The following is a 12,785-nucleotide window of genomic DNA, read 5'->3' as shown; positions in this document are numbered from 1 at the left end:
AGACGATGTTCCAACCTATGAACACACTCTCATAGCTGGCCTTCGAACGCATATACGCGCCGGAGACAAAGTGGTCGTGGTTGGCGGAGGCAAGGGGGTCACATGCGTTGCGGCGGCCCGCGCGGCGGGTGAACACGGCCGGGTAACGGCGTTCGAAGGCGGCGCCGCGCAGGTCGATATGGCTCTGAGAACGATAGCGCTGAACCGACTTTCCCACCTCATCGACGTTCATCATGCCATCGTGGGGCCCGCCATTAGCGTCTATGATTCCAGCGCCGACGTAAAACGCATCGCGGCTTCCGAGCTTCCCGCCTGCGATGTCCTGGAACTCGACTGCGAAGGCGCCGAGGTCGACATACTTCAGAACATGACGATCACGCCGCGCGTCATCCTCGTCGAGACGCACGGCATGTACGGCTCGACATCCCCCCTCTGCACGGCGCTGCTCGAAGCCAAGGGCTATCGCGTCACGCCGCTCGGGCTGGCGGAACCTCGGGTGGCCGACTATTGCGAACAGAACGACATTCGCATTCTGGCCGGCGAGCGTTCGCCGATGCAAGAGCCGGCGAAAGCGGCAAAAGACCTGTCGCCTGAACGCCGGCCGGAGGCTTAACTCTTTGCACGCGCCACCCCGCCGCGTGGTGCGTCCGGAAGGTTTGCAAGTATTGAAAAACCACAAACATTACGTTTCATTTCCCACGGTACTGAATTACGGTCCGCTTTGCGTTGCGGCATGATAGGGTCTTCCTGCGGAACGATTGATTTCAGGAGGTCACTGGGCGATGAAAAAGCTGGTCTTTTCGGCGGTCCTGGCTGGGACTCTTTCGATTGGCGCCCTTGGCAGCGCCTATGCCGACGATGGTTGCCAGACGGCAGGCACGCTGACGCAGGCCGTGGGCTCTGTCATGGTCGACAAGGGCAAGGGCTTCACGCCGGGCGTGGTCGGCGCCTCGCTCAGGGTTGGCGACAAGATCGCGGTGCGCGGGCCCGGCAGTGCGGTGGTGGATTTCGGCAATGAGCGCACGCTGATGGTACCCGCCTCGACCACGGAGACGATCCGCGTGCCGGGCTGCGGCCTCATCCAAACCCAAGCTCCGCTCGACCCCACTCTCGGCGTTCTCGGCATGCTGGCCGGCACCGGCGCGGTCGCCGCCATCATCTCGGCGTCTGACGGCAAAAGCGGCACCACCATCTTCTTCCCGGTGAGCCCCTGACCCCGACGATTCGCCGTCGCGCACCCTGTTGAAGGGTCGGCGCAACGTGCTGCCATCCGCTGCGTTTCAATGAAAGCCCGCCCATGCTGATGGGTGGGCTTTGTTTTTTGGGCTGACGCCCTATGCCGATGGTCAAACGGGGCAGCTCCGGCTTGCGTGCCGCGCCTCGTGCCGTTAGCTTTCTACGAAGAAAATTGTGCTAGGGGTCGCTGGTAGCAATTTACGGACGCGTGTTTCTGCCGAGGGTTAGGGGCCAAGATGCGACTTGTTTCTTCGATGCTGGCGGCCGGCGTCCTTTCGCTCGCCGCGATGGGTGGCGCGTCGGCTGCCACGCAAAGTTCCTGCAATGCGCCGAAGAGCCATTCTGTGGGTAAGCTCGGTGCGATTACCGGCACGGTGATGATCGACCGTGGCAATGGCTTCGTCGTGGCAAAGACCGGTGACGCACTCAAAGCCGGCGACAAGATTTCGGTGATTGGTGAGGGCACGGCGGTGTTTTCCTATTACACCGGCGGTACCGCGCCGCTAACGGTCGCCAGCTCGTCAACCAAGACGGTGTGCGCCAAGGACACGACGGCTGCGATCGTGCCGACCACCGACCCCACACTCGCGATTGCCGGCACCCTCGCGGCGGGCGCCGGCGCTGCGGCGCTGATTTCGACCGCTGACGGCAAGAGCGGCACCACCGTGTTCTTCCCCGTCAGTCCCTGATTTCGACGCTCCGGCAGATAGGGCATAGCGAGGGGCGGCATGTTCCGCCCTTCGCTCTGAAGAGCGTTAGGTCGCTGGCGGCATGGGTGCCTTGGTGTCCACCGCCCGGGTCGACGTGCGGCGCGGCCGCCCTTCTTTTCTGGAAGAAACCTTCGCGCACCAGACGTCTGCCACCTTCCGCGCGACGGCCCGGCCGTCGCCTTGACCGTTGGTGCGAAGAGGCGGAGCATTGATTGCTCCGACCGCACGCCATTGCACAACAAGACGGCGGAGCGGGAGGTTCGCATGCCCGCACGCCTTGGCGCGACCATTGTCGCAAGCCTGCTTCTACTCACTCCCGCGGCCTTGGCCGATCCATCCGGCGACCCGGCTGCCGTTAGTTCCGCCAATGGCGAATACAGCGACAAGCAGGGAAACCCGACCTTCAACATCGAGAAGGACGGCACGGTCGACTGGTACACATCGGTCGGCTACATCCGCTACACCGCCAACTGCATGCAGTGCCATGGCCCCGACGGGCTCGGCTCCACCTTCGCGCCCTCGCTGGTGGATGCCCTGAAGAACCTCGACTACAGCGCCTTCATCGACACCGTCACCAACGGCAAGAAGAACGTCAGCGCCAGCCAGGATCTGGTCATGCCCGCCTTCGGGGTGAACCCGAACGTGATGTGCTACATCGACGCCATCTTCATCTATCTCAGGGCGCGATCCGACGGCGCGCTGGGCCGGGGGCAGCCGGCGAAGAACGCGCCGAAGCCTTCCGGCTACAGCGCTACCGAGGATGCCTGCATGGGCTGATGCCCATGAATGGATGACGGCGATGCGTTCATCGCGATTATGTGTTCGCTCAACAAGGCGCCGGCCGCCACGCTGGCCGGACGCCGCATTTCACGAGCGCCCGAGCCCCGCATGAATGTCCCCTCGCCGCCGCCCTCGAACCTTTTCTACCAGACCCGCCTGCGCCGGCCGACGCTGGCGCGCGGCGAGGGCGTGTATCTCTGGGACAGCGAAGGCAAGCGCTATCTCGACGGCTCCAGCGGGGCGATGGTTTCCAATATCGGCCATTCCAATCCCGCCGTGCTCGAGGCCATGCGCCGGCAGATGGAGCTTTCCACCTTCGGCTATCGGCTGCATTTCGAGAACGAGCCGGCGGAACAGCTCGCCACCCGCATCGCCGGGCGCATGCCGACAGGGCTGGACCGGGTGTTCTTCGTCTCCGGCGGTTCGGAAGCGGTGGAGAGTGCGATCAAGCTCGCCCGGCAATATGCGGTGGCGCGCGAGCAGGCCGAGCGCTGGAAGGTGATCTCGCGCTTTCCCTCCTATCACGGCTCGACGCTGGGGGCGCTCGCGCTCACCGGCATGTCGCTGATGAGCGCGCCCTTCGCGCCGATGCTGCGCGAAATGCCGAAGATCCCCGCCCCGACCTGCTATCTCGACCGCGACGGCCTGACGTGGGAAGAGCGCGGCCTGCGCTACGCCAACATGCTGCGCGAGGAGATATTGCGGCAGGGGCCGGAGACCGTGCTGGCCTTCATCATGGAGCCCGTCGGCGGCGCCTCCACCGGCGCACTGGTGGCGCCGGATGGCTATTACGCGGCGGTGCGCGCCATCTGCGACGAGTTCGGCCTGCTGCTGATCTGCGACGAGGTGATGAGCGGGGCGGGCCGCACGGGGCGCTACCTCGCCAGCGAGCACTGGGGCTTGCGACCCGACATTGTCGCGCTCTCCAAGGGCTTCGGCGCGGGCTATGCCCCGCTGGGGGCCATGGTGGCGGACAGGGCGATCGCCGAGACGGTGATCGACCATGGCGGCTTCATCCATGGCCACACCTATGCCGGCAACCCGCTCGCCTGCGCCGCCGGTCTCGCCGTGCTGGAGGAGATCGACCGGCTCGACCTGATCGCGGCGGCCGAGAGGCAGGGCGCTGCGCTGAAGGAGCGGCTGGAAGGGCTGACGGCCCGCTTCCCCTTCATCGGCGACGTGCGCGGCAAGGGGCTGCTGCTGGCCTTCGAGCTGGTCGCGGACCGCGCGACCATGGAGCCGCTGCCTGCCGCGCTGAACGCCCATCTGCGCCTCGTCGACATCGCCTATGATGCCGGACTGATCATCTATTCCCGCCGCACGCGCGGCGGGCGGATCGGCGACCATTTCCTCGTCTGCCCGCCGCTTATCGTCAGCGACGCGCAGATCGACGAGATCATGGACAAGCTGGCGCGCGCATTGGAAACCTTCGCCACCGAGGCGAAACTGCCGATGGAAGGTGCATGATGAGCCGGCCCGTCATTGTCACCTGCGCCGTCACCGGCTCGATCCATACGCCGAGCATGAGCCCCTATCTGCCCGTCACGCCGCAAGAGATCGCTGACCAGGCGATCGAGGCAGCGGAAGCGGGCGCGGCGATCCTGCATCTGCATGCCCGCGATCCCGCCAGCGGCGCGCCCTCGGCCGACCCGGCGCTGTTCCGCGCCATTGTGGAGCGCATCCGGGCCCGCAGCGATGCGGTGCTCAACCTGTCGACCGGCGGCTCCTCGCGCATGACGCTCGACCAGCGGCTGGCCGCCGCCCGCCTTATCGAGCCGGAAATGTGCTCGCTCAATATGGGCTCGATGAATTTCGGCCTGTTCCCGCTCGCCGACCGCTATGCCTGGAAGCACGATTGGGAGCATGACTTCCTCAAGGCCACCCGCTCGGTGATCTTCCGCAACAGCTTCGACGACATCGAGGCGATCCTCGGCGACCTCGGCGTCGCGCGTGGCGCGCGGTTCGAGCTGGAATGCTACGATGTCGGGCACCTTCAGACCGTTGCCTTCTATCTCAAGCAGGGGCTGCTGAAGCCGCCGGTCTTCATCCAGTTCGTGCTCGGCGTTCTCGGCGGCATCGACGCCGCGCCGGAGCAGCTCATGCATATGAAGGCGACGGCCGACCGGCTGCTCGGCGCCGATTACCAGTTCTCCGTGCTCGCCGCCGGGCGTCAGCAAATGCCGCTCGGCACCATGGGCGTCATCCTCGGCGGCAATGTCCGCGTCGGGCTGGAGGACAACCTCTCCATCGCGCGGGGCGAACTCGCCACCAGCAATGCCGTCCAGGTGCGCAAAATAAGGCGGATCATCGAAGAGCTGGGCCACCGCCTGGCCACGCCCGACGAGGTGCGCGCGCAGCTCGGGCTGAAGGGTGCGGCCGGGGGCAATGCCGGGGACGACCAGCCATGAAAGTCGTCTATGACCCCGCGCAGAAGCGGCACTATCCCGGCTTCTTCCTTACCAGCGGCGCCCGTGCGCCGAACCCCGAGACCCCGGCCCGTGCCGACATATTGCTGTCCGCGGCCCTCGCCGCCGGGCTTACGCAGGAACTGCCGCCCGATCTCGGCCTGGCGCCTGCCGCCTCGGTCCACACGCCGGAATATCTCGATTTCCTCGCCCGCATCTTCACCCGCTGGCAGCGGATCGAAGGGGCGTCGGACGAGGTGATCCCCAACATCCATCCGGACCGGCGCGACGGTGCCTACCCCCTCTCCGCCGTCGGGCAGGCGGGCTACCACATGGCGGACACCTCCTGCCCCATAGGGGCTGAGACCTTTACAGCCGCCCTGCGCAGCGCCCATGCCGCCGCCCACGCCGCGCATCGGGTGGCCGGCGGCGAGGACGCCGCCTATGCGCTGTGCCGGCCACCCGGCCACCATGCCTTCAAGGATCTGGCGGGCGGCTTCTGCTACCTCAACAATTCCGCTATCGCCGCCCAGGCGCTGCGGGGTATCACGGCGCGCGTGGCGATCCTCGACATCGATGTCCATCATGGCAATGGGACGCAAGGCATCTTCTACGACCGCGCGGATGTGCTGACCGTCTCGCTTCATGCTGATCCCACACGGTTCTACCCGTTCTTCTGGGGCCATGCGGATGAGCGCGGCGAGGCTGCGGGCCTCGGCTATAATTTCAACCTGCCGCTCGCCCGCAAGACCGGCGATGACGGCTTCCTCGCCGCGCTCGACCGGGCACTCACCCGCATCGCCGCCTTCTGCCCCGGGGCGCTGGTGATCGCGCTGGGTCTCGACGCCTATGAGGGCGACCCTTTCGCCGGCCTCAGCGTCTCGACACCCGGCTTCCGCCGCATCGGCGCGAAGATCGCGGAACTGGGCCTGCCGACGGTGCTGGTGCAGGAAGGCGGCTATGTCTGCGACGGGCTCGGCGGCAATCTTGCCGCCTTTCTCGACGGCTTCGGCGCCACGCACCGCGTGCCCCGGAGCGCGGGCGCATGACGACCGTCGCCGCGCTTGCCGTGAGGCCGATAGAGCGGGACGACCTCGCCGCCGTTGCCGACATGATCGCCCTTCTGGCCGAGCATGTGCGGCCGGGATTCAAGCCGGGGGCGGATGTGGAAAGCCTCGCGCGCTATGGCCCGACCGGCCTCGGCCTGTTCGAGGCGCTGATCGCCATGCGCGCGGACAGCCCCGTCGGCCTTTGCCTCTACACCTATGCGTTTTCCGGCTGGCGCGGCCGGCCAGGGGTGTTTGTCGAGGACCTCTATGTCGCGCCGGCCGAGCGCGGCTCCGGCCTGGGGCGGGCCTTGCTCGCCGCCGTCTTCGCCCGCGAGGCGCCGCGCGGCTGCTGCTTCCTCAAGCTGCAGGTCGACAAGGCCAATGCCGGTGCGCACGCCTTCTATGACCGCCTCGGCTTCACGCCGGAGGCCCATGACGACACGCTGCTGATCGAGGGAGACCGGCTCCGCGCGATGATCGGCGACGCCTGACCCCTGCGCAGCCCAGCCCTGTCAGGTGCGCAGGCCGGGCGCTTCCTGCCCCGTGCGCGCGACATATTCGACATAGCCGCCGCCATATTGGTGGATGCCGTCCGGCGTCAGTTCCAGCACCCGATTCGACAGCGCGGCAAGAAAATGCCGGTCATGGCTGACGAACAGCATCGTGCCCTCATAATCGGCCAGCGCGGCGATGAGCATTTCCTTGGTGGCGATGTCGAGATGGTTGGTCGGCTCGTCGAGCACGAGGAAGTTCGGCGGATCATAAAGCATGCGCGCCATGGCCAGCCGCGCCTTCTCCCCGCCGGAAAGCACCCGGCACTTCTTCTCCACATCGTCGCCCGAAAAGCCGAAGCAGCCGAGCAGCGACCGCAGGGAGCCCTGCCCCGCCTGCGGGAAGGCGTCTTCCAGCGTCTCGAAAACGGTGCGCTCGCCTTCCAGCACTTCCATGGCGTGCTGGGCGAAATAGGCCATCTTCACACTGCCCCCGACCGCCACCGAGCCATCATCCGGCACGGTCTCCCCCGCCACCAGCTTGAGCAGCGTCGACTTGCCGGCGCCGTTGACGCCCATCACGCACCAGCGCTCGCGCCGACGGACATGGAAATCCAGCCCGTCGTAGATGCGGCGGGCGCCATAGCCCTTGTGCACGTTCTTCAGGCTGACCACGTCCTCGCCCGAGCGCGGCGGCGGCTGGAAGTCGAACGCCACCGTCTGGCGACGGCGGGGCGGCTCGACACGCTCGATCTTGTCGAGCTTCTTCACCCGGCTCTGCACCTGCGCGGCGTGCGAGGCGCGCGCCTTGAAACGCTCGATGAAGGCGATCTCCTTGGCGAGCATCGCCTGCTGGCGCTCGAACTGCGCTTGCTGCTGCTTCTCCGACAGCGCCCGCTGCTGCGCATAGAACTCGTAATCGCCGGAGAAGGAGGTGAGCGAGCCGGCGTCGATCTCGACGATCTTGTTGACGATGCGGTTCATGAAGGACCGGTCATGCGAGGTCATCATCAGCGCGCCGTCGAAATTCTTCAGGAACGCCTCCAGCCAGATCAGGCTTTCAATGTCGAGATGGTTGGAGGGCTCGTCCAGTAGCATCACGTCGGGGCGCATAAGCAGGATGCGGCCCAGCGCGACGCGCATCTTCCAGCCGCCCGAGAGCCGGCCGACATCGCCCTCCATCATCTCCTGGGTGAAGCCGAGCCCGGCGAGAACCTCGCTGGCGCGTCCCTCCAGCGAATAGCCGTCGAGTTCCTCGAAGCGCGCCTGCACCTCGCCATAACGCTCGATCACCGCGTCCATCTCGTCGGCGCGGTCCGGATCGACCATGGCGGCTTCGAGCGCGCGCAGCTCGGCGGAGATTGAGCTGATCGGCCCAGCCCCGTCCATCACTTCCGCCAGCACCGACTTGCCGGCCATGTCGCCGACATCCTGGCTGAAATAGCCGATGGTGAGGCCGCGATCGACCGACACCTGCCCCTCGTCGGGCGCCTCCTCGCCGGTCATCAGCCGGAACAGCGTGGTCTTGCCGGCGCCATTGGGGCCGACGAGCCCCACCTTCTCGCCCTTCAGCAGCGTCGCCGAGGCTTCGATGAAGACGAGTTGCTTGCCGTTCTGCTTGCCGATGGAGTCAAGGCGGATCATGCGCGCGAAGGTTCCCGAGAAAATCTCCCGCGCACTTAAGCCATTCCCGGCGCCAGCGGAAGGGTCCGCGCAGCCGCAGGCCGCTGGCGGCGGCCGCCATGCATCATCACTATAATCGCGCCGTAGACCTTCCAATTGACTCCGCGCACTCCTTATCCCTTACGATAGCTCATATTCTAAAGCGGAATTTACAATAATACCGCCAGAGGGGTTGCATTTTGATCTCCCATCAACACAAGGCAATACTTGTTCACATCCAGAAGACCGGCGGAACCTCGATAACGTCGCTGTTTGGCGAGAGCCGAACGCTGCCGGAGAAGCATTTTTCGGCGCGCGAGCTTCGCGAGCGCTATGGTTGCGCGTATTGGGACAGCTATTTCAAGTTCGCCGTCGTGCGAAACCCTTGGGATCGTCTCATCTCATGGTGGGCGATGATCGACGCGCGGCGTCCGGCATGGCAGAGCGGCGTGCCGCAGGGCAGCTTCCATGCCCATGTCCTTGATCGGGCACGGACGTTCGACGAGTTTTTGGTCAATTGCAGCGGCGAGATATCCGACCGTGACGGGTCGAAGTCGATCTTCCGCAACCAGATCGATTATCTCGTCGGCGAGGACGGCAAGCTCATGGTGGATCTGGTCTGCCGTTTCGAGCGGCTGAGAGACGATTTCGAGGAGGTGAAGAACCGAACCGGCATCACCGGCGCGCTGCCGACCGTTAACGTGTCGCGGCACGCCAATTATCGTACCTACTACACGCCGGAGACCCGTGAGCTGGTTGCGCGCGAATATGCGCGCGACATTGCCTTTTTCGGCTTCGAGTTCGACGACGGCCGGGTTTCTCCGGCCGTCGTGTGATGGTTCCTCGATGATCAGGCGGCGCTGACCCGCCAGATGCAGTCGCCGACATCGTCCACCACCAGCAGCCCGCCGCGCTTGTCGACGATCACCCCCACCGGGCGACCCAGCGCCTTGCCGTTGACCCGGAAACCGCCGAGGATTTCTTCCGGCGGACCGGAGGGCTTACCGTCGGTGAAGGGCACGAAGATCACCCGGTAGCCGGAAGGCGGGTTGCGGTTCCAGGAGCCGTGCTGGCCGATGAACGCGCCATTGGCAAAGCGCGCGCCGAAGCGGCCATCATCGACGAAGGTGAGGCCGAGCGAGGCGGTGTGCGAGCCGAGCGCATAATCCGGCTTCAGCGAGGCGGCCACGAGGTCCGGCCGCTGCGGCTTTACCCGATCGTCGACGATCTTGTCGTAGTAGCAATAGGGCCAGCCATAGAAGGCGCCGTCCTTCACCGAGGTCATGTAGTCCGGCACCAGATCGTCGCCGATCTCGTCGCGCTCATTGACGCTGGTCCACAATTCGCCGGTCACCGGATTCCAGTCCATGCCCACCGGATTGCGCAGCCCGCCGGCGAAGACGCGGCGTGCGCCGGTGGCGATGTCGACTTCCAGGATGGCAGCGCGGTCGACCTCTTCCTCCATGCCGAATTCGGCGACGTTGGAATTGGAGCCGACGCCCACATAGAGCTTCGTGCCTTCCTTGTTGGCGACCAGGCTCTTGGTCCAATGGTGGTTGCGCCCCGACGGCAGGTCGCACACCTTCACCGGCGGCGCGTCGATGCGGGTGGCGCCGGGCACATAGGGGAAACGCACCAGCGCATCGGCATTGGCGACATAGAGCTGGTCGCCCACCAGTGCCATGCCGAAGGGCGAGTACAGGTTTTCGAGGAAGGGCAGCTTCACCTCCGCCACGCCGTCGCCATCGGCATCGCGCAGCAGGGTGATGCGGTTGGCGCTCTTCACGCCGGCGCCGGCGCGCACCATGACGAAGCCCATCGCCCACCAGCGCAAGCTGAAGATGCCCGCCGGCCAGGGCGGGCCGGCGGTCTCGGCGACCAGTATGTCGCCATTGGGCAGCTCATAGACCCAGCGGGGATGGTCGAGATTTTCGGCGAAGAAGCTGACCTTGAAGCCGGGCGCAGGCTTGGGCTTCTGGCCCGGCCCCCAGCCGATGGCCGGGGCGATCTTCATGATCGGGATGAGCGTCGGCTTGGGCTTGGGCAGCTTGGGGAGATCGCCATAGCCGGCCTCCTCCGCGAGGGCGGGTGCCTTGCGCAGATCGGTGAGGAAATGCACCGCGCCCGTAATGCAGGCACCAAGGAAGCCGCTGATCTTCACGTAATTGGCCATGACCGGCTCCGGCAAAGGGGGGACGTCCGCCATCTCAGCCCGCAAAAGCCCGGCCGCGCAATAGCTTCCTTGGGTTATCCTCCCTCAGTCCTCGCCCTCCCCCAGCGTCATCATCGGAAACTCCAGAACCTGACGCAGCCCGAGCGCCATGTTCTCCAGGTGGAGCGTGCCGCCATTGCGCGTGACGATCTGCTCGGCGATGGCGAGCCCCAGACCGGCCCCCGGGGTCGGCGCGCCCCGCGCCGGGTCGACGCGGAAGAAGGGTTCGAACACACGCGGCAACAGCTCCTCGGGAATGCCCGGGCCGGTGTCCTCGACCAGCACCTGCAGCCTGCCGTCGGCCTCCCCCATCCGAACCATCGCCTGCCGCCCATGGGTGGCGGCATTGATGAAGAGATTGCGCAGCGCCCGCCGGAGCGCCTCCGGCCGCCCGCGGATCACCCCCGGGCTGGTCTGCGCCAGCGTCACCGCGTAGCCGATCTCATGCAGTTCCGCCACGGTGTCGGCCACCATCGCATCAAGGCGCACGGGCTCGCCGCTGCCGTCCTCGACCTCCTCGCGCACGAGGCGGATGGCGCTGTCGGCGATCCGGTCGAGCTCGTCGAGATCGTCGATGAAGGCGGCGCGGTCGTCCTCGGACAGAAATTCGGCCCGCAGCCGCATCCGCGTCATCGGCGTGCGCAAATCATGCCCGGCGGCCGCGACGAGCCGCATGCGGCTTTCCATCACCTGCCGCAGCCGCGCGGCGAGCTGGTTGATCGCACGCGCCGCCGCCCGCACCTCGGCCGGTCCCTTCTCGGGCACAGGCTCGACCTCGCTGCAGGGGGTGATGGCGTCGGCCGTGCGCTGCAACAGGGCCAGGGGTTCGGTAAGCCGCCGCACCGCGAACACCATCACCAGCGTGACACCCAGCGCCACAAGAAGCACCCAGCCGACCAGCGCCCAAGCATTGTTGGGCCCCGGTCTTGGCAGCGCCATCGGCACGATAAGCCAGCGCCCGTCGGAAAGCGGGGCCGAGATGACGGGCCAGTCAAGTTCGGGGGGCTCGGTGATGGCGACGTGCAGCGCGCGCCCGCGCCGCGTCAGCGCCTCGTTGATCGACGCGGTCATGGGCTCAACCGCGGGACCGCCGGCGGGCGCCCGGGCAATCCGGCCATAGGATCCCTCGTCCAGCGGCTCCTGCGTGCGCCCGGCGAGATCGACGAGCATGCCGAGCTGGACCGCCGCCGCGTCGTCCGCCCGGCCGAAATCGGGCGGCGTCAACATCAGGACGGACAGCCCGGTGGCGACCACAAGCACGCCCAGTACGGAGCCAACCAAAAGCCCGGTGAGTTTGGTGCGGATGGTATTCACGACGATGGGGCGTCCAACCCCGGCGCGAATTCGACGCGCACGGCCAGCTGGTAGCCACCATTGCGCAGCGTCTTGATGATCTGGAAGCTCCCGGCATCGCCGAGCTTGCGCCGCAGCCGGCTGATCAGCACGTCGATCGACCGATCGAAGCCGGCCGACGCCCGGCCATGGGTGATGTCCAGTAGCTGCTCGCGCGACAGCATGCGGCCCGGCCGCTCGAGGAGGGCAAGGAGAAGGTCGAACTCGGCCCCGGTGAGGACGATTTCCCGGCCATCCGGGTCCCAGAGCTGGCGGCTGGTGGGATCGGCCATGAACCCGCCGAAGCGCATGCGCAGCACCGGCGCCGCAGGCGCCGTGTCGCGCGGCGACAGCCGGCGGAGCACGGCGCGGATGCGCGCCACAAGTTCGCGCGGGTTGAAAGGCTTGCCGAGATAGTCGTCGGCGCCGATCTCCAGCCCGATGATCCGGTCCACATCTTCCTTCAGTGCAGTGAGGAGGATGATGGGGACGGCGGAGCGCGTGCGTATCGCCCGGCACAGATCGAGGCCGGAGACATCAGGCAGCATCAGGTCCAGCACGACGAGGTCGATCCGCCCTTCGGCGAGGCGGCGGTCCGCCTCCCGTCCATCGGCCGCCAGCGAGACACGAAAATTCTGCTCGGCGAGATAACGCCCGAGCAGCTTGCGTATCTGCTGGTCGTCATCGACGACGAGTATGTGGGGGCCATTGCCGGTTTCGGATGCGCGCATGTCGTTCATGCCACCGCTCATAGCCGCCCGCCCCGGCGCGCGCCTGAGAATTTTGCAAATGAGTGTTGCTGCCGGGGCATGCGCAACGCCCGGAAACAATTCTCGCGCATTTCCGGGGTAACGGGAAACATTACGGCAATCCGGCCCGGCCGCGCGTTTCAAGTGATCACGCGGAGC

Annotated in this window: 13 protein-coding genes; 9 read left to right on the top strand and 4 right to left on the bottom strand. The window is 66.3% G+C overall.

From position 1 onward, the window contains the following. Nucleotides 1-70: 70 nt before the first annotated feature. The 8 genes from ACQY76_RS12770 to ACQY76_RS12735 all read left to right on the top strand — a co-directional run bounded on the left by ACQY76_RS12770 (nt 71) and on the right by ACQY76_RS12735 (nt 6,671). Nucleotides 71-613, top strand: coding sequence for a hypothetical protein (locus ACQY76_RS12770; protein ID WP_428029114.1), 543 nt, complete (start codon nt 71-73; stop codon nt 611-613). Nucleotides 614-782: 169 nt separating this feature from the next. After that, a complete protein-coding gene (locus tag ACQY76_RS12765; protein WP_428029113.1) occupies nt 783-1,214 on the top strand; it encodes a hypothetical protein in 432 nt (143 codons plus the stop codon). A gap of 258 nt (nt 1,215-1,472) precedes the next feature. Then, nucleotides 1,473-1,925, top strand: a complete 453-nt coding sequence (locus tag ACQY76_RS12760; RefSeq protein ID WP_428029112.1) for a hypothetical protein — start codon at nt 1,473-1,475, stop codon at nt 1,923-1,925. 285 nt (nt 1,926-2,210) lie between these two features. Then, complete coding sequence (locus ACQY76_RS12755) at nt 2,211-2,723, top strand: c-type cytochrome, methanol metabolism-related (protein WP_428029111.1); 513 nt, start codon at nt 2,211-2,213, stop codon at nt 2,721-2,723. 111 nt (nt 2,724-2,834) lie between these two features. Next, nucleotides 2,835-4,193 carry an aspartate aminotransferase family protein gene (locus ACQY76_RS12750; RefSeq protein WP_428029110.1) on the top strand — a complete coding sequence of 453 codons (1,359 nt, stop codon included), beginning with the start codon at nt 2,835-2,837 and terminating at the stop codon, nt 4,191-4,193. Continuing rightward, on the top strand, nt 4,190-5,134 hold the full coding sequence (locus ACQY76_RS12745; RefSeq protein ID WP_428029109.1) for a 3-keto-5-aminohexanoate cleavage protein: 945 nt from the start codon (nt 4,190-4,192) through the stop codon (nt 5,132-5,134). Before ACQY76_RS12750 ends, ACQY76_RS12745 begins: the two co-directional genes overlap by 4 nt. Continuing rightward, a complete protein-coding gene (locus ACQY76_RS12740) occupies nt 5,131-6,180 on the top strand; it encodes a histone deacetylase family protein (protein ID WP_428029108.1) in 1,050 nt (349 codons plus the stop codon). Before ACQY76_RS12745 ends, ACQY76_RS12740 begins: the two co-directional genes overlap by 4 nt. After that, the gene (locus ACQY76_RS12735) at nt 6,177-6,671 is read left to right on the top strand and encodes an N-acetyltransferase family protein (protein WP_428029107.1); all 495 of its coding nucleotides are present in this window, start codon (nt 6,177-6,179) and stop codon (nt 6,669-6,671) included. Before ACQY76_RS12740 ends, ACQY76_RS12735 begins: the two co-directional genes overlap by 4 nt. A 21-nt stretch (nt 6,672-6,692) precedes the next feature. Here the strand turns inward: ACQY76_RS12735 and ACQY76_RS12730 are convergent, their stop codons facing one another. Then, nucleotides 6,693-8,315 (bottom strand): ABC-F family ATP-binding cassette domain-containing protein, encoded by a 1,623-nt coding sequence (locus ACQY76_RS12730; protein WP_428029106.1) that lies wholly within the window; start codon nt 8,313-8,315, stop codon nt 6,693-6,695. Nucleotides 8,316-8,533: 218 nt separating this feature from the next. Between ACQY76_RS12730 and ACQY76_RS12725 the strand changes: the two genes are divergently transcribed. Then, nucleotides 8,534-9,169, top strand: a complete 636-nt coding sequence (locus tag ACQY76_RS12725) for a sulfotransferase family 2 domain-containing protein (protein ID WP_428029105.1) — start codon at nt 8,534-8,536, stop codon at nt 9,167-9,169. A 14-nt stretch (nt 9,170-9,183) separates the two neighbouring features. On the opposite strand, the gene ACQY76_RS12720 is transcribed toward ACQY76_RS12725, so the two are convergent. The 3 genes from ACQY76_RS12720 to ACQY76_RS12710 form a co-directional block, all read right to left on the bottom strand. Continuing rightward, a complete protein-coding gene (locus ACQY76_RS12720; RefSeq protein ID WP_428029104.1) occupies nt 9,184-10,506 on the bottom strand; it encodes a PQQ-dependent sugar dehydrogenase in 1,323 nt (440 codons plus the stop codon). Nucleotides 10,507-10,590: 84 nt separating this feature from the next. Further along, on the bottom strand, nt 10,591-11,859 hold the full coding sequence (locus tag ACQY76_RS12715; RefSeq protein ID WP_428029103.1) for an ATP-binding protein: 1,269 nt from the start codon (nt 11,857-11,859) through the stop codon (nt 10,591-10,593). Then, nucleotides 11,856-12,617: a response regulator gene (locus ACQY76_RS12710; protein ID WP_428029102.1), complete on the bottom strand. Its 762-nt coding sequence runs from the start codon at nt 12,615-12,617 to the stop codon at nt 11,856-11,858. Before ACQY76_RS12710 ends, ACQY76_RS12715 begins: the two co-directional genes overlap by 4 nt. Nucleotides 12,618-12,785: the final 168 nt, after the last annotated feature.

This window comes from Ancylobacter sp. (assembly GCF_965279025.1).
Taxonomy (GTDB): domain Bacteria; phylum Pseudomonadota; class Alphaproteobacteria; order Rhizobiales; family Xanthobacteraceae; genus Ancylobacter.
Note: the sequence above shows the minus strand (reverse complement) of the source record. Positions and strands in the feature narration are given on the sequence as shown.